Here is a 23,763-nt window from a genome sequence, read left to right on the forward strand (position 1 = left end):
TCGCAGTGAACACCATGTCGCAGAACGTCCTCCCCGGCGCGCCGGGTCACCCGGGCGCGGCCTTCTGGGCCGCCAACCGGATCGCGCTGATCGCGCTGGCGATCGGCCTGGTCGCGCTCTACGTGCCGACGATCGTCGACTTCATGCGCGGCCCGTGGCGTGGCGACCGCAATTCCCACGGCCCGATCGTGCTGGCGCTGTCGGCCTGGTACTTCTATTTCCAGACCCGGCGCATGGCGCGCCAGGGCCAGTCCTTCCGTCCGCGGCCCGCGCCACTGGCCGGCTGGACGCTGATCGTGCTGGGGCTGCTGGGCTACGTGCTGGGCCGCTCGCAGTCGATCGCGCTGCTGGAGATGGGCTCGCTGATGCCGGTGCTGCTGGGCCTGGCGCTGCTGCTGCTCGGGCCGACGATCGCGCGCCGCTACGGCTTCGCGTTCTTCCTGCTGCTGTTCGCGGTGCCGCTGCCGGCGTCCATCGTCGACGTCATCACCCAGCCGATGAAGCTGGCCGCGTCCTGGGGCGCGGAGTACCTCATGTACGCGCTGGGCTACCCGATCGCCCGGGCCGGCGTGATCCTGCAGATCGGCCCGTACCAGCTGATGGTCGCGGATGCCTGCGCGGGCCTGAACTCGCTGTTCACGCTGGAGGCCCTGGGCCTGCTCTACATGAATGTCGTGCGTCATGAATCGGTGTTCCGCAACATCGCGCTGGCGCTGCTGATCGTGCCGATTTCCTACTGCTCCAACGTGATCCGCATCCTGATCCTGGCCTTGCTGACCTACCACCTGGGCGACGACGTCGGCCAGGGCTTCATGCACGAGTTCTCCGGCATGGCGCTGTTCCTGACGGCGCTGATGCTGATCGTGGGCGTGGACACCCTGCTGCGCGGCCTGTCGGCGCGCTGGGACCGCCTGAGCGGTCGGGAGGCGGCGCGATGAGCACGCCCCTGCATCCCCCCGTGCCGACGCCCCGGGGCGTGGCCCCCGGCATGCCCGACCCGGCCGACGCGCTGCCGCGCCTGTCGCGCCGCGCCTGCCTGGGCGGCGCCGCCCTGATGGGCGTGGCCGCGGTCGGCGCGTGGCTGGCCACGCCGCGGCTGCAGGCCGTGACCGGCGCGCCCAGCCTGGACGCCATCGTGCCCAAGGCCTTCGGCGACTGGCGCGTGATCGCCGATGCGACCACGCAGGTCGACGTGGCGCAGGGCGTGGAGACGGTGCTGGAGCAGCCCTACGACCAGACCGTGATGCGGACCTATGCCAACGGCCAGGGCGAGCAGGTGATGCTCGCGCTGGCCTGGGGCGAGCGCCAGCGCCAGGACGTCAAGGTGCACCGTCCCGAGGTCTGTTATCCGGCGCAGGGCTTCGCGCTGCGCCGGGTCGAGGCGGGCCCGCCGATCGCCACCGAGGGCCGCGCCAGGCCCGTGCCCACGACCGAGCTGCTGGCCGAGGCCCGTGGCGGTGGTTTCGAGGCGGTGCGCTACTGGATCCGCATCGGCGACAACTACGGGGGCGACGGGCTGGGCGCGCGCTGGTACATCCTCAACGAGGGGCTGGCCGGGCGCATTCCCGACGGCATCCTGGTGCGCGCGTCGCAGCGCCTGGCGCAGGCCTCGGCCGCCCCGGGCTCGCAGCGCCTGATGGCGCGTTTCCTGGCCGAGCTGGTCGCGGCGGTGCCGGCGCCCTCCCGCGGGATGCTGGTCCGATGAGCGCGACGAGCAGCCCGCTCAAGGGCACCCCGCGGCCGCAGGGCCTGAATCCCTACGGCAACGACCGCCCGTCGCGCTGGCCGGGCTGGCGCACCCTGTTCGCGGCGGCGGCGTTGGCCGCGGGCTGCGTGGTGATGGGGCTGGTCTGCGTCGTGATGGGCGACATGGTGGCGCAGAAGCCGGTGTTCTTCGTCGTGCTGCCGGTGGCGCTGATCGTCGCCTTCATGTTCGTGGCCAATCCGAAGGCGCTGCTGCTGACCATCCTGCTGCTGCGCGCGATCGCCAACCCGGTGCTGGAGGAGGCGCGCTTCGCCAGCTTCGGTGGGCTGGGCGGCCTGGTGAACCTGGCGGTGATCCTGCTGGCGGCGGTCTTCTGGATGCGCGAGCCGCGGCGCATCCCGCGCGTGGCGTGGATGGTGTGGCTGCCCTTCATCGCGATGCAGGCGGTGGGGCTGCTCTATTCGCCGGACAAGCTGCCCGAGCTGCGGACCTTCCTCGGCACGCTGAGCACGATGGCGATGTTCGTGGTGGCCTTCTACGTCGTGGACGACTGGAGCTCGTTCGACCGCATCCTGAAGCTGGTCATCTGGTCCTCGGTGCCGGTGGCGATCTACACGCTGATCGCGATCGCGCGCGGCGACGTGCACGTCACCAACGATCCCGCGGCCATGGGCCGCTACAAGGGCCCGTTCTCCCATCCCAACATCCTGGCCTTCTACCTGGTGCTGATGCAGGGCGTGCTGCTGTACCTGTGGAAGAACGCCCGCACGCTCGCCACCACCACCACCGCCACGCGGCTGGCCATGGCGGGCTACCTGCTGGTCCTGCTGGCGCTGCTGGCGGCGACCAAGACCCGCAGCGCCTGGATGGCCGCCGGCGCGATGTTCTTCCTGTACGGGCTGCTCTTCGAGCGCCGTTTCCTGCTCTATCTGATGCTGGTGCCGCTGCTGGCGCTGCTGGTGCCCGACATCCGGGACCGCGTGCTGGACATCGGCCAGGGCAACGTGGTGGTGCAGTACGCCAAGCTGAACTCCTTCACCTGGCGCCGCGTGCTCTGGGCCGATGCCGTCAGCTGGATGGCGCCGGCCCGCTACCTGTTCGGCTACGGCTCGGGCGGCTTCTTCTTCAACTCGCCGACCTTCTTCAGCCTGAGCGGCGGCATGACCACCGGCGCGCACAGCGTGGCGGTGCAGATGCTGTTCGACGTCGGCGTCGTGGGGCTGGCCACCTACTACTGGAAGTACCTGCGCGCGGCGCAGATCTTCTGGCGCTTCCGCCGCGACGATGCCTTGCTGTCGGCGATGTTCATCGCGCTGCTCATCGGCTACGTGGTGGTCTCGCTGTCGGACAACATGCTGAGCTACCTCGTCTTCAACTGGTTCTTCTGGTTCGTGATGGGCGCGGGCTGCGCCATCGTCTGCCGCGTCCGGCCCGATGTCGGGCATCGGGCGCCGCGGACACTGGGCCGGCGCGCGCGTCCCTGGTCGGTGAGGCCGGCATGAGCGCCGGCGGCACCCGGTCCGCGGTCCTGGACGGCGTGCGCGGGCTGAGCATCGCGACCGTGCTGGTCGCCCACTGGCTGCCGCTCAACGCGTTGCGGCCCCGGCTCAACGAATCGGTCGGCATGCTGGGCATGGCGCTGTTCTTCGTGCTATCCGGCTACTTCATCGGCAAGCAGGTGCTGGTGCACGTGCACCCGCTGGAGTTCGTCGCCAAGCGGCTGCTGCGCATCCTGCCGCTGGCCTGGCTGGTGGCGGTGGTGGTCGCGGCGATCTGGCACTTCGAGCCCTCGACGCTGGCCGCGCACCTGCTGTTCTACGCCAACCTCAGCGACGCCGGCATGCGGGTGCCGCTGGACCATTACTGGAGCCTGTGCGTGGAACTGCAGTTCTATGCGCTGGCCACCGCGCTGCTGCTGTTCCGTCCCGGCGTGGCGCGGGTGCTGGTCCCGGCGCTGCTGGTGGCGGTGACCGGTTACCGCGTGTACATGAGCGGCTACAGCGGCAGCATCACCTGGTACCGCATCGACGACATCCTGGCGGGCTTCGTGCTGGCGATCCTGCTGCACTCGCCGAGCCGGCGCGAGGCGATCGGCTTCTTCGAACGTCCCGTCGTGCTGTGGGGCGCGGCGGCGCTGCTGTGCCTGGCCTGCTACAACGTCGACGGCAACGTCGCGTCCTTCCTGCGGCCCTATGCCGTGCTGTGCCTGACCGGCGCCTTGCTGTGCCAGCCGCGATCGGCGGCGGCGGCCTTCCTGTCCCGCCCGTTCTGGACCTACCTCGCGACGGTGTCCTTCGCGGTGTACGTGCTGCACGTGCCGCTGGAGCACACCTGGCTGGGCAGTGGCGATGTCACCGAAAAGTACCTCAAGCGACCGCTGCTGCTGGCGGCGGTCTTCCTGCTCGCGCACCTGTCGACGTTTTACTTCGAGCGACACTTTATTGCGATGGGCCACCGGCTGAGGATGTCCAATGACGCGGTTCGTAGTGTTTAAGGGTGGACGGATGACGTCGATGCTCACAATCCGTTCCGCCCGCTGGCTGCTGTCGGGCGTGTTCGCCGGACTGGCGGCGGCGATGGGCGCGGGCGCGTGGGCGACGCCGCAGGCCACCGACAAGGCCGATGCCGCCGATCCCCAGGCCCGCGCGGTGCGTCACCTGCGCTTCGGCACCGCCGACCGGCCCTTCGCGGCGGACTCGCCCTGGAACGCGCGCCCGATCGGCGTGACGCTGGGCAGCTTCGAGATCCCGAAGGCGAAGAACTTCCCCACGATGGAAGACGGCAAGTGGTCGACCGGCGTGTTCGTGGCCGCGTCCGACGATCCGCCGGTCACCGTGCTGCCGCTGCCGGGTCGCAAGGGCATCTGGGATCCGGACGCCGAGGCGATGCGCGAGCAGATCACCATCCCGCGCTGGCCCGCCGGCGTCGTGCCCGCGAGCGCGGCCGACGGCCATGGCGACATCGTCGACCCGGTGGACCGCGTGATCCATTCCTTCAACGTGCTGCGATTCATCGACGGCCAGTGGCGCGCCGACCAGTACGCGTGGACGCGCCTGGACGGTCGCGGCTGGGGCGAGCCCGGTCACTACTTCCAGGGCGCCCGCGCCGCGGCGGTGCCGACGATGGGCGGCCTGGTGCGCGCGAAGGAGATCGACGACGGCGACGAGCTCTTCCGGCACGCGCTGGCGATGTCGCTGACGCACACCGGGCTGTCGGCCGATCCCGCCTACATCTTCCCGGCCACCTCGGCCGACACCGGCGCCAGGTCCAACACCGGCCAGATCCCGCAGGGCGCGCTGATGATGCTGCCGCCGGACTTCGACGTCAGCCCCATCGAGGACCCGCTGCTGCGCAAGGTCGCGCGCACGCTGAAGGTCTACGGCGCCTACGTCGTCGATCGCAACGTCGAGACGCCGTTCGTGATCTACGTCGAGATGGGGGCCAACAAGTCGCCGATGAAGCGCGGCTGGCATCCCGCGTTCGCGGCCCAGCTCGACCGGGTGCGCGCGGCGCTGCGCCAGGTCACGGCCGTGGAGCGCTGGGTCGACGGCAATGGCCGGCCGATGTCGATGGAGACGCCGCAGAACCAGATGTCGCTGCGCGGGCCGTGGCGCCGCGGCGGCGCGGAAGCCACCGCGATGAAGGCAGCGGTCGCGGGTGCGGGCGCCGATCGGCCGCCGGGCGTCTTCGACACCCGTCGCCAGGCGGTCGTGTTCCCGCCCGGCGAAGGCATCGCCGTGCAGGTGAACGACAGTGGCCGCAGCCTGCAGCCGGTCACCTGGGCCAAGCCCGAGGCCGGCCGGCGCTACCGGCTGACCGTGACCGCGACCGGCGACGCGAAGCTGCAATTGCAGCTGCTCGACGCGGACCGGCGCACGACGCTCTTCGACAGCGGCGAGCTCGCCGACGGTGCGAGCAAGACCTTCGAATGGCCGCAAGGGCAGGGCGCCGTCCGGCTGACCGTGCGCAGCGGACCCGGACCGGGCGAGTCGTCGGTGGGCGGCGCGCTGGTGCCGGTCGAGGCCTCGGCCGCCCGCCGTGGGCCGGCCCGGTCCGACGGCGAGAGGAGCAGGCGATGACGCTGCGCGCGCACCGCGACCCGGACTGGGCCGCCGATGTCGCCCGCTGGGGCCTGGGCCGCATGCCGCTGCGCGAGCAGTCGATGTGGGCGCTGTGGGTCTACCGCTACGGACGTCGCGTCGATGCGGCGCCGCCCGGCTTCGCGCAGGGCCTGCACCGCCGGCTGCATCTGCTGCTGCACACCGTCGTGGAGACGCTGACCGGCATCAGCCTGCCCAAGCAGACGCGCATCGGGCCGGGGCTCCGGATCTGGCATTTCGGCGGCATCTTCGTGAACCCGGGCACCGTCATCGGTGCCGGCTGCACGCTGCGCCAGGGCGTGACCCTGGGCAACCGCGTCGACGGCGGCCCCTGCCCGGTGCTGGAGGACGGCGTGGAGCTGGGCGCCTACGCGCAGGTGCTCGGCGGCGTGCGACTGGGCGCCGGTTGCAAGGTCGGCGCGATGAGCGTCGTGCTGCAGGATGTGCCGCCGGGTGCGACCGCGGTCGGCAATCCGGCCCGCATCCTGCATCGGGGCGAGGCGCTGCGCGCCAGGAACGATGCTTGCCCTGGCGCCGGACCTGTCGGCGTCGACGCCGGCCAAGAGCAAAACAAGCATCCGGCTCCGCAGGAGCAGGAGCCAGGGAGTGTGACCCTTTGAAGATCGCCTACCTCGTCAATCACTATCCGAAGGTCAGCCACACGTTCATCCGCCGGGAGATCCTCGCGCTTGAAAAGCAGGGCCAGGACGTCCTGCGCGTGGCCGTGCGCGGCTGGGACGATCCCGCGCCCGACGCCCAGGACCAGGCCGAGAAGGCGCGCACCCATTACCTGCTGCGCGGCGGCGCGGCGGCGCTGGGCACCGCGCTCGTGCGCGAGGCACTGCGCGCGCCCGGGCGTTTCCTCGGCGCGCTCGGACTGGCGCTGCGCATGGGCCGTCGCGCCGATCGCCCCTGGCCGCTGCACCTGGTCTACCTGGCCGAGGCCTGCGTCGCGCTGCGCCTGATGCGCGATGCCGGCGTCACGCATGTGCATGCGCATTTCGGCACCAACTCGACCGAGGTCGCGATGCTGCTGCATGCGCTTGGCGGTCCGGGCTACAGCTTCACCGTCCATGGTCCCGAGGAATTCGACAAACCCGAATTCCTGCACCTGGGCGAGAAGATCCGCCGCGCGCGTTTCGTCGTTGCCATCACCTCCTTCTGCCGCAGCCAGCTGTTCCGGTGGGTGGAGCGCGCGCACTGGGCCAAGGTGCAGGTCGTGCATTGCGGCCTGGAGCCTGGCTTCCACGCCGGTGCGGACGCGCCGCCCAGCGGTCGCCGGCTGGTCGCCGTGGGACGCCTTGCCGAGCAGAAGGGCCACCTGCTCCTGATCGAGGCCGCCGCGTTGCTGGCGCGCGAGCGCCCCGACTTCGAGCTGGTGCTGGCCGGCGACGGCGAGTTGCGCGCGGCCATCGAGGCCCGCATCGCCGAGCTGGGCCTGCAGCGCGTGGTGCGCATCACCGGCTGGATCGGCAGCGACCAGGTCCGCGCCGAGCTGATGGCCGCGCGCGCGCTGGTGCTGGCGAGCTTCGCCGAGGGCCTGCCCGTCGTGGCGATGGAGGCGATGGCGCTGGGCCGTCCGGTCGTGAGCACGTCCATCGCCGGCATCCCCGAGTTGATCGTGCCGGGCACGCATGGCTGGCTGGTGCCCGCGGGCGACGCGCCGGCGCTGGCCGAGGCGATGCGCGAGTGCCTGGACTGCGACGACGCACGCCTGCGCCAGATGGCCGAGGCCGCGCGCACCCGCGTGCTCGCCCGCCACGACGTGGACACCGAGGCCTCGCGCCTGCTCCGTCTCTTCAGCGAGTACGCCCATGCTTGACACCGTCCTGGCCGTCGTCAACGGGCTGCTGCTGGCCGGCACCGCGCTGCTGGTGCTGCCCGCGCTGCTGCTGCTGGTGCAGATCGTGCTGGCATTGCGGCAGCCGCCGCCCTTGCCCGCGCAGCCGCGGCCCGCGCGCATCGCGGTGCTGATTCCCGCCCACAACGAGGGCCACGGCGTGCGCGCGACCATCATGCAGACGCTGTCGCAACTGGGGCCCGACGACCGCGTGCTGGTGGTGGCGGACAACTGCAACGACGACACCGCCGCGCAGGCGCGGCTGGTGGGCGCCGAGGTCGTCGAGCGCCACGATGCGGAGCGCCGCGGCAAGGGCTACGCGCTGGACTTCGGCGTGCGACACCTGGAGATGCTGGCGCAGCACGAGGGCCATTCGCCGGACGTCGTCCTGGTGCTGGATGCGGATTGCGTGCTGTCGCCGGGGTTGATTCCGCGCGTGGCCGGCCTGGCGCAGGCGCATGGCCGGCCGGTGCAGGCGAGCTACCTGATGTACGCCCCCACGCCCGGCCTGAAGGCGCGCGTGGCGGAATTCGCGATGCGGGTGAAGAACCTGGCACGCTCGCGCGGCATGTTCCGGCTGGGACTGCCCTGCCAGCTGCTGGGCACGGGCATGGCATTTCCCTGGGCGGTGGCGCTGCGCGCGCCGCTGGCCAGCGGCCATCTGGCCGAGGACATGCAGCTGGGCGTGCGGCTGGCCCGCGACGGCACGCCGCCGCTGTTCTGCGAGGACGTGCTGGTGACCAGCGTCTTCGCCGCCAGCCAGGAAGGCGAGCGCAGCCAGCGCACGCGCTGGGAGCACGGCCACCTGTCGTTGCTGGTGGGCGAGGGCCCCAAGCTGCTGTGGGAGGCGCTGCGGCGCGGCCGCCTCGCGCAGGCGATGCTGGTGATGGACATGCTGGTGCCGCCGCTGGCCTTGCTGGCCGGGCTGCTGGTCGTGGCCACGCTGGCGCAGGCGATCTGGGCGCTGCTGACCGGCTGGGTGGCGGGGCTGGTCCTCGCGCTGCTGGGCGTGGCGGCGCTGCTGGTCGCGATCGTCGCGGCACGCCATCGCTTCGCCGCCGAGCTGATCGGACTGGGCGAGCTGCTGAAGGCGCCGGTCTACGTGCTGGCCAAGCTGCCCATCTACCTGAGCTTCGTCGTGCGCCGCCAGACCGAATGGGTGCGCACCAAGCGCGATCACTGAGACGCGGCCCCGCACCATGACGGATCTCCACAGTTCCACCTCCCGCGCCGCCACCCCGGTCGGTCCGACCTGGATCGACCGCTGGCGCGCGATCCTGGGTGCGCTCACGGTCGTGACGGATGAACGCGGCGTCGAGGACGAGCTGCTGCGGGCCATGACCGCCGGCGGCCCGGGCGGTGTCGACCGCCCGCGCGTGGTCGCCTTCGTCAACGCGCATGCGATGAACTCGGCGGTGACCGACGCCGGTTTCGCCGATGCCGTGGCGCAGGCCGACTGGGTGCTGCGCGACGGCTCGGGCATGCGCATGCTGATGGACCGGCTGGGCCGCGCGCCCGGCTTGAACCTCAACGGCACCGACCTGATCCCGCGCATCGTCGCGCGTCACGCCGGCCGGCGCATCCTGGTGCTGGGCACGCGCGATCCGCAGCTGTCCGTGGCGGCCGCGCGGATCCGCGACGAGCTCGCGCCCGGCGCCGTGGTCGAGGCACTGGACGGGTTCCAGGCGCCGGAGGCCTACCTCGCGCTGGCCCGCGCCTTCGCACCCGACCTGGTCGTGCTGGGCATGGGCATGCCCAAGCAGGAGCAGGTCGCGCAGCAGCTCCGCCGCGCGCTGGCGCACCCCTGCGTGATCGTGTGCGGCGGCGCCATCCTCGACTTCCTGGGCGGTGGCGCGACGCGCGCGCCGGCCTGGATGCGTCGCCTGGGCATCGAGTGGTTGTACCGCCTGGCGCGCGAGCCTCGCCGGCTGTTCAAGCGCTACGTGCTCGGCAATCCCCTGTTCCTGGCGCGCGCGCGGCGGTATGCCGCGGCGACCGCCGTCCCGCGTTCGTCAGCCTGAAATGCCAGCGCCGCCCCTCGCCCGTTCCGGAGGTACCACCATGATGTCCCCGCCTGATCCACGGCCTCAGCCGATCGAGCATGCCAATCCCCGGCAGCAGCACGTCATCGCGATCGACCTGGTGCGCTTCGTCGCCGCGGTGCTGGTGCTGTTCTCGCACCTGGCCTTCAGCATCGCGGAGCGTCCCGACAGCAAGCCGGCGGAACTCAGCGGTCACACCATGCCGGCGTCCATCCTGCCGGGGCTGTCGTTCTACGGCTGGATCGGGGTGCAGGTGTTCTTCGTGATCTCGGGCATTGTCATCGCCTACTCGGCGCGTGGCGCCACGCCCTATGCCTTCCTGCGCAGCCGCGTGGTGCGTCTGGTGCCTGCAGCCTGGGTGTGCTCCACGCTGACATTGGCGGTGCTGGCCTGGCATTTCAGCGGCTTCACCACCGAGCTGATGCGCGGCTACCGCCACAGCATGCTGTTCCTGCCGTGGTATCCGTGGATCGACAACGTCTTCTGGACACTGGGCGTGGAGATCGTCTTCTACACCGCGGTGGGCGTGCTCATCTGGCGTGGCAAGGAGCGCGCGATCGGCATGCTGGCCGTCGTCCTCGCATGGGTCTGTCTCGGCTACTGGGCAGCCTTCAGCCTCGGCCAAAGCGGCGCAGTGCCGGTGCTGGCGGTGCTCTACAAGGGGCTGCCCTACCTGGTCGACCGCCTCCTGGAACTGCTGCTGGTCAAGCACGGCGCCTTCTTCGCCGCCGGCATCTTCGTCTGGGCGGTGCTGATCGACCGTCAGAAGCGCCCCTCGTGGGCCACGCTCGCCGCGATCGCCGCGGCCTGCCTGGTGCAGATCTTCTGGACGACCGTGGACAACAACGACGGGCGAGACAACCCCTGGTGGCCCGCGGTGGCGATCTGGGTGGGAAGCCTGGCCGTGATCTTGCTTGGCATCCGGCACAACCTGGCCTGGCGATCGAGCCAGTCGCTGGTGAGCGTGCTGCGCGTGCTGGGCCTGATGACCTACCCGCTGTACCTGCTTCATCAAAACATCGGATCCGTCGCCGTGGGCGTGCTGCGCCGCGCGGGCATCGATCCGGTGACGTCGCTGCTGGCGGCAAGCGCGGCGGTGCTGCTGCTGAGCTGGCTGGTGGTGACCTATGCCGAGCCGGTGGTCAAGCGCTGGGTGGGGGGCGTGATGGACCTGGTCCGCCTGCGCCTGACGGGGGCGCGGGCGGCGGCGGCGCCCCGCTCCAAGGGTTGATTCGAGGAGGGGTACTGGGTTCATGGACATCGATCTGCTGATCTCGAAGATTCACCGCAAGCTGGTCTACAAGCTCGCGCCGCGGCTGGTGCCGGGGCAGGTGCGCGCGCTGCAGCGGCTCAACGAGACCGCCACCGAGCCGGTCGTCGCGCCGGGCGGCCCGGTCGTGTCGCTGACCACCTACGGCCCGCGCATCGACACCGTCCACCTGACGATCGAGAGCATCGGCCGCGGCCGGCTCAAGCCCTCGCGGCTGATCCTGTGGCTGGACGACGCGGCGCGCTTCAAGGACCTGCCGGAGGGACTGCGACGGCTGAAGGCGCGCGGGCTGGAGGTGCACCTCACCGACAACCTCGGTCCGCACACGAAGTACTACCCCTACGTGGCCTCGCAGGCGCATCACGAAGTGCCGCTGGTCACCGCCGACGACGACATCGTCTATCCGCGCTGGTGGCTGCGTCGCCTGTGGGAGGCCTACCGCGCCGCGCCGGACCAGATCAGCTGCTACCGCGCCCACGTGGTGGCGCTGCAGGACCCGGACGGGACCGCCATCCGCCCATACCGGGAATGGCCGCCGTGCGGCAGCCGGGAGCCGCGCTGGCGCCATTTCGCCACCGGCGTGTCGGGGGTGATCTATCCGCCGCAGTTCCTGGACTTCATGCACGCGCAGGGCGATGCGTTCAAGGCCTGCTGCCCCAAGGCGGACGACATCTGGCTGCACGCGATGGCGCTGCGCGCGGGACTGCGGGTGCGCCAGCTCGGCCGGCTGCCGCGCTACTTCGAGGGGCTGCCCGGCACGCACGACCAGGGGCTGGTGCACTTCAACAGCTTCAACGGCGGCAACGACCGCCAGGTCGCCGCGACCTATGTCGCCGACGACCTGCGCAAGATGGCGCAGGAGCCGGCCTGAGCCGGCCCGCGTCCAGAGATCCGGAACGCGCGCGTGTCCATCCTGCACAACATCAAATGGGCGGCCTTCTCGCAGCTGGCCCGCATCGGCTCGCAGATCGCCAGCGTGACGCTGCTGGCGCGGCTGCTGTCGCCGTCGGACTACGGGCTGCTGGCGATCGCGGCGATCTTCACCAACTTCGCGATGCTGTTCCGCGACTTCGGCACCGGCTCGGCGCTGATCCAGCGCCAGACGCTGACCGAGGGCCTCAAGGCCTCGGTGTTCTGGCTCAACATGGCGCTGGGCGGCCTGATCTGCCTGACCCTGATGGCGGCGTCGCCCGCCGTGGCGCATTTCTACGACGCCCCGACGCTGGTGCCGGTGCTGTGCCTGATGGCGCTGTCCTTCCCGGTGGCGTGCAGCAGCATCGTCCACCAGTCGCTGCTGGAGCGGGCGTCGCAGTTCAAGCGCATCGCCGCGGTGGAGAGCGTCGCCGTGGTGCTGGCGCTGCTGGCCGCGGTCGGCGCCGCGCTGGCCGGCTGGGGCGTGTACGCGCTGGTGGCGCAGACCCTGGTGGCCGCGACGGTGCAGGGCGCGATGCTGTGGGCGATGTCGGACTGGCGGCCCGCGCCGCGGCCGCGCTGGGACGGGCTGCGGGAGATCTCGGGCTACAGCGGCAACGTGTCCGCGTTCCAGTTCGTCAACTACTTCGCCCGCAACGCCGACAGCTTCATCATCGGCAAGGTGCTGGGCTCGGCGGTGCTGGGCCTGTACAGCGTGGCCTACCGGCTGATGCTGTTCCCGGTGCAGAACATCAGCCACGTGGTGGCCCGCGCGGTGTTCCCGCTGCTGACGCAGGCGCACCAGCAGGGCGGTCGCGCGCAGATGGCCGAGGTGTACCTGCGCTCGCTGGGCGTGATCACCTTCGGCACCGCGCCGGTGATGGCCGCGCTCTGGTTCTTCCGCGAGCCGACGGTGGCCGTGGTCTTCGGCGCGAAGTGGGCGGGCGCCGAGGTGCTGCTCGCGTGGCTGGCGCCCACCGGCTTCATCCAGTCGGTGCTGAGCACCTCGGGCAGCGCCTTCCTGGCCACCGGCCAGGCCGGGCTGATGCTGCGCTATGGCGTGATCGGCTCGGTGCTGCAGGTCGCGTCCTTCGCCGCGGGCATCCATTTCGGCGTGGTGGGGCTGACGCAGGCCTACCTGATCGCCACCGTGCTCAACCTGCTGCTGACGATGGCCGCGGTGCTGCGCCTGCTCGAGACCGGCCCGGCGCCGCTGCTGCGCGCGATCGGCTACCAGGTGCTCGCGGCGCTGGCCGCCGGCGTGCTGGTCTGGGGCGGCGACCGCTGGATCTTCGGCCACGCGGCGGCCTTGGGCCGGACCGGCCTGTGGCGCCTGGCCGCGCAGTACGCGCTCTTCGCCGCCTGCTACCTCGGCCTGATGGCCGTCCTCGCGCCGCAGAAGATGGCCTCGGTCAAGGCCATGTTCCGCGGCAAGCTGTCCCGTGCATCCTGAGGCGTCCCCGATGACTTCCCCTGTTCCCGCCACTGCCGATCCGCTCGACGAATCCCGGGCCACCGCCTCGGCCGCCGATGGCGCCATCCTGATGGTGTGCTTCACCTTCCCGCCCGAATTCGGTGGCGCGATCGTGCAGGCGCTGCGCCTGGGCGCCGAACTCCAGACGCGCGGCTGCGAGGTCGCCTTCCTGGCCGACAACGGCGACGGCGCCGATGCCGACCTGCGGCACGAGTCCTTCGACCTCTACCGGCGGCGCACCTTCACCGCGGCGCGCTCCAACCTGCGCAAGCTGATCTGGACGCTGCGCATCGTGCTGTTCGCGCTGGCGCACCCCAAGTTCCGCGTCTTCCATTTCCACTCGGTGCAGGGGCCCGAACTGCTGGCCATGCCGGTGCTGAAGTGGCTGGGTCGCAAGACCATCGTCAAGCTGACGCTGGCCGAGTCCGACGACCCCGCCACGCTGACGCGGCGCCGGCTGATGGGCAAGCTGTACCGCGCCTGCCTGGGCTCGGTGCACCGCTACATCGCGATCTCGCCCAGCCTCAAGCGCATGGCCTGCAGCGTGGGCGTGGCGCCCGAGCGGGTGCTGCTGGTGGCCAACGGCGTGGAGACCGCGCGCTATTACCTGCCCATGCCCGACGAGATCGCGCGCGCGCGCGCCGCGCTGGACATTCCCGAGGGCGTGCCGGTGATGGCGAGCATCGGCGCGGTCGAGCACCGCAAGGGCTACGACCTGCTGATCGCCGCCTTCGAGACCATCCGGCGCGAGCGGCCCGACGCGGTCCTGCTGATCATCGGGCCGGGCAACGAGGACACCAACCCCTTCCACGTCCAGCTGCAGCAGTACATGGCCGAGCGCGGCATCGGCGGCGTGCGTTTCCTGGGGCGGCGCGAGGACATCCACGAGATCCTGCGCGCGGTCGACCTGTTCGCGTTCTGCTCGCGCCAGGAGGGCTTCGGCACGGCCATCGTCGAGGCGATGTGCGCGGGGCTGGCCGTGGCGGTGATGGACATCCCGGAGATCACCGGCTGGATCGTCGGCGAGCGGCCGGACGCGGTGAACACGCCGTCGCGCGATCCGCAGGAGTTCGCGCGGCTGTGCCTGCAGCTGCTGGCGCAGCGCACGCCGGCCTCGTCGGCCGCCCTGGCGGAGAGCGCCGCGCGCGACTTCGGCATGGCCGCCATCGGCAACACCTACGAGGCCCTGTATGCGGAACTGCGCGGGCACTGAAACGATCAACACGGAGCACCCTCGATGAGCGCGGTCACCTTCCGCATCCAGCCCACCGGCAACCTGGGCAACCAGATGATGCAGCTGATGCTCGGGCATTCGCTGCGCTCGCGGATTCCGGAGCTCGACATCGTCGGCTACGACATGCCGCTGTGGTCGCTCAAGGGCGGCGAGGAACCGGCGCCGCGCGCCAAGCCGGTGGAATTGCGCGGCCACCTGATCGACATCGACGGCGTGGCCTCGCTGGTCAAGGCCGGCGTGCTGCGCGACATGAAGCTGGTGGGCATCGGCTCGCGCATGGCCAACTACCTGCCGCCCTCGGCCTACCAGGCGCTGTTCCCGGCGGGCCGGGCCGAGGTCGAGCGCCACGGCGACGACGAGTTGCTCATCAGCGTGCGGGGCGCCGAGATCCTCGGCCAGTGCCACCCGGACTACGGCCCGGTGCCGCCGGCCTATTACCGGCAACTGGCCCGCGAGACCGGCCTGCGTCCGGTGCTGTTCGGCCAGATCGAGGACGACTGGTACTCGCGCCTGCTGATGGAGGCGATGCCCGATGCGCGCGTCGTGCGCAGCCAGGGCGTGCTGGCGGACTTCGAGCGCCTGCGCAGCGCGCGGCACGTCGTCACCAGCGTGAGTTCCTTCGCCTGGCTGGCGACCTGGCTGTCGGACGCGCAGACCATCCACGTGCCGGTGCTGGGCCTGCTCAACCCGGCGCAGCGGCCCGATGTCGACCTGCTGCCGCTGTACGACCCGCGCTATCGCTTCTACCGCTTCCCGGTGCGGCTGTGGAATGGGCAGCAGGAGGACGTCGACGGCCTGAGCCGCGAGGCGCATTACCCGCTGATGACGCGCGACGAGGTCGCCGCGCTGCTGCGCCAGGCGGCCTCGCGCACCCGCGCCGAGCGCCTGGAGGTGGCGGCCAAGACGATGGTCAAGGGCCTGCTGGGACGGTTGCGCGGATGACACCCCCCATGAGCAAGGGACCGGCGTCCGCCCGGCGTGATCCGTCATGGAGAATGGCCGGCATTGCGTTCATCGATTCGCGGGAGTGCGCTTGAAGATCCTCGTCACCGGCGCCGCCGGCTTCATCGGCATGCATGTCAGCCAGATCCTGCTGGCGCGGGGCGACCAGGTGGTCGGCCTGGACAACCTCAACGACTACTACGATCCGCGGCTCAAGCACGACCGGCTGGCGCGCCTGAACGGCCGGCCCGGCTTCGAGTTCGTGCACATGGACGTGGCGGACCGTCAGGGCATCGCCGACCTCTTCGCCAAGCACCGCTTCGATCGCGTCGTGCACCTGGCGGCGCAGGCCGGCGTGCGTTATTCGCTGGTGAACCCGCATGCCTACATCGACGCCAACATCGTCGGCTTCACCAACATCCTCGAGGGCTGCCGCCACACCGGTGTGCAGCACCTGGCCTACGCGTCGAGCTCCAGCGTCTATGGCGGCAACACGCTGATGCCCTTCAGCGAGCACCACGGCGTGGACCACCCGGTCAGCCTGTATGCCGCGACCAAGAAGGCCAACGAGCTGATGGCGCACACCTACAGCCATCTGTTCAAGCTGCCCACGACGGGGCTGCGCTTCTTCACCGTGTACGGCCCCTGGGGCCGGCCCGACATGGCGCTGTTCCTGTTCACCAAGGCCATCCTCGCGAACGAGCCGATCAAGGTCTTCAACCACGGGAAGATGATCCGCGACTTCACCTACATCGACGACATCGCCGAAGGCGTGGTGCGGGTGCTCGACCGCAGCGCCACGCCCGACCCGGCCTACGACCCGGTGAAGGCGGACCCGGCGCGCTCCAACGCGCCGTACCGCGTGTTCAACATCGGCAACCACGCGCCGATCCCGCTGATGGACTTCATCGCGGCGATCGAGCAGGCGGTGGGCCGCGAGGCGATCAAGGAGTTCCTGCCGCTGCAGGATGGCGACGTCCCGGCCACCCACGCGGACGTCGAGGAACTGGCCGAATGGACCGGTTTCCGCCCGGCGATGCCGGTGCCCGAGGGCATCCGGCGTTTCGTCGCCTGGTACCGCGACTACTTCAAGCAATGAGATCCCAGGCGGACCGGCGAACCGGTCCGTCCCCGTTGATTCAATCAGGAGTACTGGAATGAAAGTCACGACGATCGGCACCGGCTACGTGGGCCTGGTCACCGGCGCCTGCCTGGCCGAGATGGGCAACCACGTGGTCTGCCTGGATGTGAATGCCGAGAAGATCCGCATCCTCAACGAGGGCGGCATTCCCATCCACGAGCCGGGCCTGGACGCGGTGGTCAAGCGCAACGTCGAGGCCGGCCGGCTGCAGTTCACCACCAACGTCGACGCGGCGGTCAACCACGGCACCATCCTGTTCATCGCGGTGGGCACGCCCCCGGGCGAGGACGGCTCGGCCGACCTGCAGTACGTGCTCGCCGCGGCGCGCTCGATCGGCCAGCGCATGACCGACTACAAGGTGGTCGTGGACAAGAGCACCGTGCCGGTGGGCACCGCGGACAAGGTCCGCGCCGCCATCGCCGAGGAACTGGCCCGGCGCGATGCGACCGTCGGTTTCGCGGTGGTGTCCAACCCCGAGTTCCTGAAGGAAGGCGCGGCGATCGAGGACTTCATGAAGCCTGACCGCATCGTCGTGGGTTCCGACGACGAGCAGGCCACGCTGATGATGCGCGCGCTCTACGCGCCGTTCACCCGCAGCCATGACCGGCTCTTCGTGATGGACGTGCGCAGCGCCGAGTTCACCAAGTACGCCGCCAACGCGATGCTGGCCACGCGCATCAGCTTCATGAACGAGCTGGCGCTGCTGGCGGAGAAGGTCGGCGCGGACATCGAGCTGGTGCGTCGCGGCATCGGCTCGGACCCGCGCATCGGCTACCAGTTCCTGTACGCGGGCGCCGGTTATGGCGGTTCGTGTTTCCCCAAGGACGTCAAGGCGCTGGTGCGCACCGGCCGCGAGTACGACCAGGAACTGAAGGTGCTGAACGCCGTCGAGGAAGCCAACGACCGGCAGAAGCTGGTGCTGGTGGACAAGATCGTGGCGCGATTCGGCCAGGACCTGGCGGGCAAGCGCTTCGCCCTGTGGGGCCTGGCGTTCAAGCCCAACACCGACGACATGCGCGAGGCGCCGTCGCTGGTGATCATCGAGGAGCTGGTCAAGCGCGGCGCGGCCATCGCGGCCTACGACCCGGTGGCGATGAGCGAGGCCAGCAAGCTGCTCGCGCAGGTGCAGGGCGTGAGCTTCTGCGAACGCGCGGAGCACGCGCTGGCGGATTCCGACGCGCTGGTGATCGTGACCGAGTGGAAGGAGTTCCGCACGCCGGACTTCGACCGCATCAAGTCCGAGCTCAAGCAGCCGGTGGTCTTCGACGGTCGCAACCTGTACGAACCGGCGCTGATGTCGACGTTGGGCATCGAGCACCACGCGATCGGCCGCGGCAAGCGCAAGTCGGATTGAGGCGTCGGCGCCGGGGCCTGCGTCCTCGCAACGACAACGCCGCGTCCCGCAAGGGACGCGGCGTTGTCCTTTCAGCCCCTGCGCGTCAGGACGCGCAGACGCTGCCCGTGGCCCCGCTGGCGCGGACCAGCGTCGGGCGCAGCGTCGATTCCACGTTGGCGGTGCCGCTGCGGCCCCAGGTCGTGACCTTGAAGCTGGTGCCCGCCGGCCAGGTGAAGTTGAGCACCGCGCCGTCGGCCAGATACCCGGTGTCGTAGACGGTGGCGCCCGTCTGGCGGTCGGCGATGGTCATGCGGAAGGTCGCGCCGCCGGTGCCCGCGACGGTGAGCCGATACGGATCACCAGCCACCGGCAGCGCCCAGCTCACCGGGTTCATCGCCCGGCCGGTCGCATTGGCCTGCTCGATCAGCGTTGTCGTCGCGGGGAAGACCAGCGCCTGGCGCCAGGTGTCGAACTCGCCGCTGACCGTGCCCTTGGTGCGCCACCAGGCGCCGCGCATCGACAGCAGGTTCATCGCCGTGCTGGTCACCGAGCTGCTGTTCTTGTTGTTCCCGTCGACCCACCAGGCCGCGCTCTCCAGCGGACGCAGCGCGGCGCGAATGGTGTCCAGGTCGGTGGCCGTGCTGCTGCTCCAGCCGTTCTTGTGCAGCTTGAGGTCGGCGCCGATCTCCACGTAGATGACGAAGGGCGTGCCGTGGTTGCGGTCCACGACGTAGGCGCCGTACTTCTTCAGCGTCTCGGCGATCTTGCGCAGCTCCGGCGTGGCCAGCGCCTGCGCGTCGAAGCTGGCCGGCAGCATCAGCAGCGAGCCCATCGGGATCTGGCCGCTGTTGGTCGTGGCCGCATTCGAATCCGCCGAGGTGGCCGGGAAGCGGTAGGTCGGGGCGGCGCTCAGGCCGGTGAAGTCCAGCGACATGGCCAGCGCGTGGCTGTAGCTGGCCGCGCCGTCGTTGGCCTCATGGATGCGGATCAGGCCGCCGATCGTCGACACGCCCGCGGCGCGCGCGCCCTGGTAGTAGTGCGACGGGTCGCCCATGCCACGGCCGGCCAGCGGCGTCCAGGCGTACTGGTTGGTCACCCAGGCGCCGTCGACCTGCTTGAGGCCCCAGAACGAATGGATGACCCCGGCGGCGGCGTCGACGATCTCGGCGTGACCATCGCTGCCGGTGGCCGGCTGCGTCTGCGCCGGCCAGTGCGGGATGGTGATGCTGGGACGGTAGACCTCGCTGTCCGGATCCCACACGCCTTGCGTGTTGGTGCCGGTCACGACCATGGGCGCGTCGGTTTCCGACGCCTCGAAGGCGGCGCTCGACCAGGTGCCGCTGTCCACGGACGGGTAATAGGTGGAGGCCGGGATCGTCGCCGACCCCAGCACCGCGCCGACCGGGCGGCTGTTCCACGGCGAATCCGGGCTGAACGGACGCAGGAAGCTGCCGAAGTTGCCCGCGGTGCAGGCGACGGTCGCGGAGGGGCGGGCGATGGCGTCGGCGGCCAGGACGGCGACGCCGGCGACGGCCTCGCTGGCCGGCGAGGCGGGCGTGGTGGCGACCGAGACCGGGGTGGACGCCGCGGTCGGCGGCGTCTCCAGGGCCAGCGGCGCGACGCCGGCGGCGCTGCTGCCGCCCCCGCCGCCGCAACCGGCCAGCAGCAGGCTGGCGGCGAGCGCGCAGGCGCTCAGGCCGGCGGAGATTCCAAAGGAAGAAGAGGTTTTCGTCATGGTGTTTCGAACTGCTGAAAATGCGCGGAGCGCGTTGACGAGTAAATGCCGGTATCTCTTCTTCTTGCGCGCCGACGCCTCGTTGCAGGCGTCGGGCGGGATTCTTGTTACTGGATGTTGGCACCCGGGAAATTGACTGCTTCATTCCCGCCCGGCTGGGCAGGTGTTGCGGCCATGACTCAGTATGCGGAGTCCGATGGGCTGATTTCCAGAGTGGACGCCGGCCACACGCGGGGGATTCCGGGAATATTGGGCAGCTGCGGGGAGGTACTCTTTGAAACATCCAGGTCGAGGGTTGACAACCTGACGGATGTCTCGGATCGAGGGGTTATTGCCCGTCGTTACATACTCGTCCTCGGGCCCGAGATACTGGGGTTCGATATTCGAAACAAAACATCGGACGTCGCACGAAACTCGGGAAAGCAACCCGCTGAAGGAGGTGTCAGCCGATTCCCGACGGGTCCCCGACGGGTCCCTGACGGGCCCCCGGACGGGCCCAAGATGGGCGGGCAGGCCGGTCGATGCCGGCCCCTCAACGAGGGGGGCGAGGCGGCCAGGAGGCGGCCGGTCGCCAGAGGGGCCTATGGGATACTCCGCGCCTTCGCCTCAGGGAATCGGAATCGAGATGGTCAAGATCAATGACATCGTGGTCGACAACGCCCGGCCGTTCGTGCTGTTCGGCGGTGTCAACGTGCTGGAGTCGGAGCAGTTCGCGGTCGACGTGTGCGGCGAATACCTGCGCGTGACCCGGGAACTGGGCATTCCCTACGTCTTCAAGGCGTCCTTCGACAAGGCCAACCGGTCGTCGATCAAGAGCTACCGCGGCCCGGGCCTGGAGGCCGGCCTGAAGATCTTCGAGGCGGTGAAGAAGGCGCATGGCGTCGCGGTGCTGACCGACGTGCACGAACCCCACCAGGCGGCCGAGGTGGCCGCCGTCTGCGACGTGCTGCAACTGCCGGCCTTCCTGGCCCGCCAGACCGACCTGGTGATCGCGCTCGCGAAGACCGGCCGGGTGATCAACATCAAGAAGCCGCAGTTCGTCAGCCCGCCGCAGATGAAGAACATCGTCGAGAAGTTCGAGGAAGGCGGCAATCCGAACGTGATGCTGTGCGACCGCGGCGCCCAGTTCGGCTACGACAACCTGGTCGTCGACATGCTGGGCTTCGGCGTGATGAAGCAGGTCAGCGGTGGCAAGCCGGTGATCTTCGACGTGACCCATGCGCTGCAGCAGCGCGAGTCCGGTGCCGCCGCCTCGGGCGGCCGCCGCGGCCAGGTCACCGAGCTGGCCCGCGCCGGCATGGCGATCGGCCTGGCCGGCCTGTTCCTGGAGGCCCATCCCGAGCCCGAGAAGGCGCTGTGCGACGGCCCCAGCGCGCTGCGCCTGTCGCAGCTCAAGCCCTTCCTGGAGCAGGTCAAGGCGATCGACGACCTGGTCAAGGGTTTCCCGGTTCTGGACACCCACTGACCGCCGCGGCCCCTGGCCGCGCGGGCCGGCGCCGGATCAAGCGCCGGATCAGGCGCGGCCCGGCGCGGGCGTGACCGGGCGCTCGCCCTGAGGGGCGGGCGTGCGGCCGTTGAAGAGCAGCCGCATGAGGGCGAAGGGCCGCACCAGCCAGCGGTGGATCGCCAGACTCAGCGCCAGCGTGGCCAGCGCGATGATCGGGAACTTGACCGCCGCCGGCCAATCGAGCGGCAGCAGCAGCAGCGCCAGCGCCACCACCAGCAGGTGGTGGACGAGGAAGATCGTGTAGCTCGCCTCGGCGAGCATGCGGCCGAGCCAGCCGCGCGGGCCGGTGCGCCAGCGCCCCAGCGCGCCCACGGCGGCGCCGGTCGCGATCCAGATGCCCAGCAGTTCCACCGCCAGTGCGGCCTCGCGGGCCAGCGGATGCGGCAGCGTGGCGCTGGCCGCGTCGCCCCAGTTGGCCGCGAAGGCGGCCACCGGCAGCAGCCAGAGCGGCGTCGACAGCCACGCCCGCAGCCAGGCGGGGCGATGCCACAGCGCCAGGCCGGCGAGGAACAGCGGCGCGTAGAAGGCCAGGTTGAACAGCGTCAGGTCGCCCGGGCCGGCCTCGTAGGCGATGCCGGTCAGCCGGACAGCGAGGATCAAGGCATGGCCCAGCAGCGCGCCGGCCAGCGCCACCGACAGCCAGTGCGCCGGCCCGGCGTCGCCGGCACGCGAGAGCCAGGCGGCGAAGCGCCCGGCGCCGCGGGCGGCGGTCCGGGTGGCGCGGCGATGCCGGCCCTGGGCGATGGCCCAGGCGGCGAGCACCAGCAGGTTCAGCACCAGCAGGTCGCGCAGGAACCAGAGGTGGAACACCGGGGCGGACAGGCCGTCCAGCGCCGCCCAGGGATCGGCGCCCCGTTGCCAGGCGAGCAGTGCCTGCTGCGCGCCGTTGAGCAGCAGCCAGCAGCTCAGCAGCGGCACCCCCAGGCGCAGCAGCTGGCGCACGAGCAGGTCGGGCGTGGCGTGGCGGCGCAGGCTGCCGGCGAAGAGCAGGCCCGACAGCAGGAAGAAGCCGGGCACCCGGAAGCTGTGGATCAGCGCGACCAGCGCGTCGAAGAAGGCGCTGCGGTGGCTGTCGGCGACCAGCCAGTCGCCCGAGGTGATGAAGACGTCCGCGGTGTGCAGGGCGATGCCCAGGACCATCAGCGTCGCGCGGGTCCTGTCGAGGTCCAGATCCGCTGCGCCGGCGATGCCGGGGCGGTGCGCCTCCCTGGTGGAAGCGGTTGAAACATCCATGGCGATCCCCCTCTGCCCAGGCCCGGCGCTTCTCTGAGCGCGTGAGGCCGCAACTGTACGCCCGCGACCCCGCCCGGCTTCACGCCAGCGTGACAACTTCCCGGGGCAGACCCCCGGAACGCGGGGGGAGGCTCAGCGGAGCAGATCCGTCGCCAGGCGCTCGACGATGCGCGCGGCCGACCGGCCGTCCCACAGCGGGGGGCGGCGCACCGGGGCGGTGTCAGGGCCGGCGGCGTCGAGTTCGTCCAGCCGCTGCCCTGCCAGCGCCAGGACGCGCGCGGCGTCGGTGCCGGCGATGCGGTTGGTGCCCAGGTCCACCGTCACCGGCCGCTCGGTGTTGTCGCGCACGGTGAGGCAGGGGATGCCCAGCGCGGTGGTTTCCTCCTGCAGGCCGCCGCTGTCGGTGAGCACCAGCGCGGCGCGGCGCCACAGCGCCAGGAAGGGACGGTAAGGCAGCGGCGGCAGCAGGTGCAGGCCCGGCGTGGGCGCCAGGCCCAGCGCCGCCAGCCGGTCGCGGGTGCGCGGATGGACCGGGAAGAGCAGCGGCAGCCGCCCGGCGAGCGTGCCCAGCGCCGCCATCAGCGCCGCGAGCTGGGCCGGCTCGTCGACGTTGGACGGCCGGTGCAGCGTGACCACGCCGAAGCGGCCGGCGATCGCGTGCCGGGCGCCAGCCGCGTCGAGCGCGGCGAGCGCCGCGGCCTCGGCGGCCCGGGCCGGGGCGTCGCCGGCCTCCAGGCGGTCGAGCTGGAACAGGAGGTTGTCGACCATCACATGGCCGACCTCGACGATGCGGGTGTCGGGATGACCTTCGCGGCGCAAGTGGGCGGCGGCGCTCGGCTCGGTCGTGAAGAGCCAGTCCGCGATCGCGTCGGTGGCGCGGCGGTTGATCTCTTCCGGCATGGTCATGTCGCCACTGCGCAGGCCGGCCTCGACATGCGCCACCCGCACGCCCAGCTTGCGGGCCGCCAGCGCGCAGGCGAGCGTCGAGTCGACATCGCCGACGACGACGCAGGCCGCGGGCCGGTCGGCCAGCAGGTGCGGCTCATAGCCCTGCAGGATGGCGGCCGTCAGCCGCGCGTGGCCGCCGCCGTGGCAGTCCAGCGAGACGTCCGGCGGCGGCAGCCCGAGCTCGTCGAAGAAGACACCGCTCATCGCGGCGTCGTGGTGCTGGCCGGTGTGGATCAGCCGCCAGTCGAGCCGGCCGTCCGCGCGCAGCGCCCGCACCAGCGGCGCGAGCTTCATGAAGTTGGGTCGCGCGCCCGCGATCAGGTGCAGCAGGGGCGCGGCCATCG

20 protein-coding genes are annotated in these 23,763 nt (G+C 70.9%); 17 read left to right on the forward strand and 3 right to left on the reverse strand.

Annotated elements, in window-relative coordinates; all coding sequences use genetic code 11:
• The first annotated feature begins 14 nt into the window (after window positions 1-14).
• The 16 genes from xrtB to BM393_RS02865 all read left to right on the forward strand — a co-directional run bounded on the left by xrtB (window position 15) and on the right by BM393_RS02865 (window position 18,014).
• On the forward strand, window positions 15-938 hold the full coding sequence (gene xrtB, locus BM393_RS02790; RefSeq protein ID WP_091724975.1) for an exosortase B: 924 nt from the start codon (window positions 15-17) through the stop codon (window positions 936-938).
• Window positions 935-1,705, forward strand: a complete 771-nt coding sequence (locus BM393_RS02795; protein ID WP_091721513.1) for an exosortase C-terminal domain/associated protein EpsI — start codon at window positions 935-937, stop codon at window positions 1,703-1,705. Before xrtB ends, BM393_RS02795 begins: the two co-directional genes overlap by 4 nt.
• Window positions 1,702-3,207 carry an O-antigen ligase gene (locus BM393_RS02800; RefSeq protein WP_091721516.1) on the forward strand — a complete coding sequence of 502 codons (1,506 nt, stop codon included), beginning with the start codon at window positions 1,702-1,704 and terminating at the stop codon, window positions 3,205-3,207. Before BM393_RS02795 ends, BM393_RS02800 begins: the two co-directional genes overlap by 4 nt.
• On the forward strand, window positions 3,204-4,199 hold the full coding sequence (locus tag BM393_RS02805; protein ID WP_091721521.1) for an acyltransferase: 996 nt from the start codon (window positions 3,204-3,206) through the stop codon (window positions 4,197-4,199). Before BM393_RS02800 ends, BM393_RS02805 begins: the two co-directional genes overlap by 4 nt.
• Window positions 4,200-4,218: 19 nt before the next feature.
• Window positions 4,219-5,784 (forward strand): hypothetical protein, encoded by a 1,566-nt coding sequence (locus BM393_RS02810; RefSeq protein ID WP_091721526.1) that lies wholly within the window; start codon window positions 4,219-4,221, stop codon window positions 5,782-5,784.
• Entirely contained in the window at window positions 5,781-6,425 is a 645-nt protein-coding gene (locus BM393_RS02815; RefSeq protein WP_091721529.1) for a serine acetyltransferase, read from the forward strand. The genes BM393_RS02810 and BM393_RS02815 overlap by 4 nt, the downstream gene beginning before the upstream one ends.
• On the forward strand, window positions 6,422-7,627 hold the full coding sequence (locus tag BM393_RS02820; protein WP_091721533.1) for a glycosyltransferase: 1,206 nt from the start codon (window positions 6,422-6,424) through the stop codon (window positions 7,625-7,627). The genes BM393_RS02815 and BM393_RS02820 overlap by 4 nt, the downstream gene beginning before the upstream one ends.
• Complete coding sequence (locus tag BM393_RS02825; protein ID WP_091721536.1) at window positions 7,620-8,828, forward strand: glycosyltransferase family 2 protein; 1,209 nt, start codon at window positions 7,620-7,622, stop codon at window positions 8,826-8,828. Before BM393_RS02820 ends, BM393_RS02825 begins: the two co-directional genes overlap by 8 nt.
• 16 nt (window positions 8,829-8,844) lie before the next feature.
• Window positions 8,845-9,666, forward strand: a complete 822-nt coding sequence (locus BM393_RS02830) for a WecB/TagA/CpsF family glycosyltransferase (RefSeq protein WP_091721539.1) — start codon at window positions 8,845-8,847, stop codon at window positions 9,664-9,666.
• Between the two features lie 40 nt (window positions 9,667-9,706).
• A complete protein-coding gene (locus tag BM393_RS02835; protein ID WP_175538163.1) occupies window positions 9,707-10,918 on the forward strand; it encodes an acyltransferase in 1,212 nt (403 codons plus the stop codon).
• A gap of 22 nt (window positions 10,919-10,940) precedes the next feature.
• Window positions 10,941-11,828 carry a hypothetical protein gene (locus tag BM393_RS02840; protein WP_091721548.1) on the forward strand — a complete coding sequence of 296 codons (888 nt, stop codon included), beginning with the start codon at window positions 10,941-10,943 and terminating at the stop codon, window positions 11,826-11,828.
• Window positions 11,829-11,861: 33 nt separating this feature from the next.
• A complete protein-coding gene (locus tag BM393_RS02845) occupies window positions 11,862-13,322 on the forward strand; it encodes a lipopolysaccharide biosynthesis protein (RefSeq protein WP_091721553.1) in 1,461 nt (486 codons plus the stop codon).
• Window positions 13,323-13,332: 10 nt separating this feature from the next.
• On the forward strand, window positions 13,333-14,556 hold the full coding sequence (locus BM393_RS02850; RefSeq protein ID WP_091721557.1) for a glycosyltransferase family 4 protein: 1,224 nt from the start codon (window positions 13,333-13,335) through the stop codon (window positions 14,554-14,556).
• A gap of 24 nt (window positions 14,557-14,580) precedes the next feature.
• Window positions 14,581-15,519, forward strand: a complete 939-nt coding sequence (locus BM393_RS02855; RefSeq protein WP_091721562.1) for a hypothetical protein — start codon at window positions 14,581-14,583, stop codon at window positions 15,517-15,519.
• A 91-nt stretch (window positions 15,520-15,610) separates the two neighbouring features.
• On the forward strand, window positions 15,611-16,618 hold the full coding sequence (locus BM393_RS02860) for an NAD-dependent epimerase (protein WP_091721565.1): 1,008 nt from the start codon (window positions 15,611-15,613) through the stop codon (window positions 16,616-16,618).
• A gap of 58 nt (window positions 16,619-16,676) precedes the next feature.
• On the forward strand, window positions 16,677-18,014 hold the full coding sequence (locus tag BM393_RS02865) for a UDP-glucose/GDP-mannose dehydrogenase family protein (RefSeq protein ID WP_091721569.1): 1,338 nt from the start codon (window positions 16,677-16,679) through the stop codon (window positions 18,012-18,014).
• Between the two features lie 85 nt (window positions 18,015-18,099).
• On the opposite strand, the gene BM393_RS02870 is transcribed toward BM393_RS02865, so the two are convergent.
• Window positions 18,100-19,731 carry an Atrophin-1 multi-domain protein gene (locus BM393_RS02870; protein ID WP_175538165.1) on the reverse strand — a complete coding sequence of 544 codons (1,632 nt, stop codon included), beginning with the start codon at window positions 19,729-19,731 and terminating at the stop codon, window positions 18,100-18,102.
• Between the two features lie 625 nt (window positions 19,732-20,356).
• Between BM393_RS02870 and kdsA the strand changes: the two genes are divergently transcribed.
• Window positions 20,357-21,196, forward strand: coding sequence for a 3-deoxy-8-phosphooctulonate synthase (gene kdsA, locus BM393_RS02880; protein ID WP_091721573.1), 840 nt, complete (start codon window positions 20,357-20,359; stop codon window positions 21,194-21,196).
• A 48-nt stretch (window positions 21,197-21,244) separates the two neighbouring features.
• Here kdsA and BM393_RS02885 read toward each other — a convergent pair whose 3' ends face one another.
• Together BM393_RS02885 and wecB are read right to left on the reverse strand one after the other, a co-directional pair.
• Window positions 21,245-22,471 (reverse strand): acyltransferase family protein, encoded by a 1,227-nt coding sequence (locus tag BM393_RS02885; protein ID WP_091721575.1) that lies wholly within the window; start codon window positions 22,469-22,471, stop codon window positions 21,245-21,247.
• A 132-nt stretch (window positions 22,472-22,603) separates the two neighbouring features.
• Window positions 22,604-23,761 carry a non-hydrolyzing UDP-N-acetylglucosamine 2-epimerase gene (gene wecB / locus BM393_RS02890; protein WP_091721577.1) on the reverse strand — a complete coding sequence of 386 codons (1,158 nt, stop codon included), beginning with the start codon at window positions 23,759-23,761 and terminating at the stop codon, window positions 22,604-22,606.
• Window positions 23,762-23,763: the final 2 nt, after the last annotated feature.

Origin of the sequence: Mitsuaria sp. PDC51, assembly GCF_900113225.1 — a bacterium.
Lineage (GTDB): Bacteria > Pseudomonadota > Gammaproteobacteria > Burkholderiales > Burkholderiaceae_C > Roseateles.

What these genes read in the sequence shown, in the direction of transcription:
- BM393_RS02885 (WP_091721575.1), bottom strand. Translation starts at nt 22,471, where the DNA reads ATGGATGTTTCAACCGCTTCCACCAGGGAGGCGCACCGCCCCGGCATC.
- kdsA (WP_091721573.1), top strand. Translation starts at nt 20,357, where the DNA reads ATGGTCAAGATCAATGACATCGTGGTCGACAACGCCCGGCCGTTCGTG.
- BM393_RS02835 (WP_175538163.1), top strand. Translation starts at nt 9,707, where the DNA reads ATGATGTCCCCGCCTGATCCACGGCCTCAGCCGATCGAGCATGCCAAT.
- BM393_RS02830 (WP_091721539.1), top strand. Translation starts at nt 8,845, where the DNA reads ATGACGGATCTCCACAGTTCCACCTCCCGCGCCGCCACCCCGGTCGGT.
- BM393_RS02805 (WP_091721521.1), top strand. Translation starts at nt 3,204, where the DNA reads ATGAGCGCCGGCGGCACCCGGTCCGCGGTCCTGGACGGCGTGCGCGGG.
- BM393_RS02795 (WP_091721513.1), top strand. Translation starts at nt 935, where the DNA reads ATGAGCACGCCCCTGCATCCCCCCGTGCCGACGCCCCGGGGCGTGGCC.
- BM393_RS02815 (WP_091721529.1), top strand. Translation starts at nt 5,781, where the DNA reads ATGACGCTGCGCGCGCACCGCGACCCGGACTGGGCCGCCGATGTCGCC.
- BM393_RS02865 (WP_091721569.1), top strand. Translation starts at nt 16,677, where the DNA reads ATGAAAGTCACGACGATCGGCACCGGCTACGTGGGCCTGGTCACCGGC.
- BM393_RS02855 (WP_091721562.1), top strand. Translation starts at nt 14,581, where the DNA reads ATGAGCGCGGTCACCTTCCGCATCCAGCCCACCGGCAACCTGGGCAAC.
- xrtB (WP_091724975.1), top strand. Translation starts at nt 15, where the DNA reads ATGTCGCAGAACGTCCTCCCCGGCGCGCCGGGTCACCCGGGCGCGGCC.
- BM393_RS02810 (WP_091721526.1), top strand. Translation starts at nt 4,219, where the DNA reads ATGCTCACAATCCGTTCCGCCCGCTGGCTGCTGTCGGGCGTGTTCGCC.
- BM393_RS02825 (WP_091721536.1), top strand. Translation starts at nt 7,620, where the DNA reads ATGCTTGACACCGTCCTGGCCGTCGTCAACGGGCTGCTGCTGGCCGGC.
- BM393_RS02840 (WP_091721548.1), top strand. Translation starts at nt 10,941, where the DNA reads ATGGACATCGATCTGCTGATCTCGAAGATTCACCGCAAGCTGGTCTAC.
- BM393_RS02800 (WP_091721516.1), top strand. Translation starts at nt 1,702, where the DNA reads ATGAGCGCGACGAGCAGCCCGCTCAAGGGCACCCCGCGGCCGCAGGGC.
- BM393_RS02850 (WP_091721557.1), top strand. Translation starts at nt 13,333, where the DNA reads ATGACTTCCCCTGTTCCCGCCACTGCCGATCCGCTCGACGAATCCCGG.
- BM393_RS02870 (WP_175538165.1), bottom strand. Translation starts at nt 19,731, where the DNA reads ATGACGAAAACCTCTTCTTCCTTTGGAATCTCCGCCGGCCTGAGCGCC.
- wecB (WP_091721577.1), bottom strand. Translation starts at nt 23,761, where the DNA reads ATGGCCGCGCCCCTGCTGCACCTGATCGCGGGCGCGCGACCCAACTTC.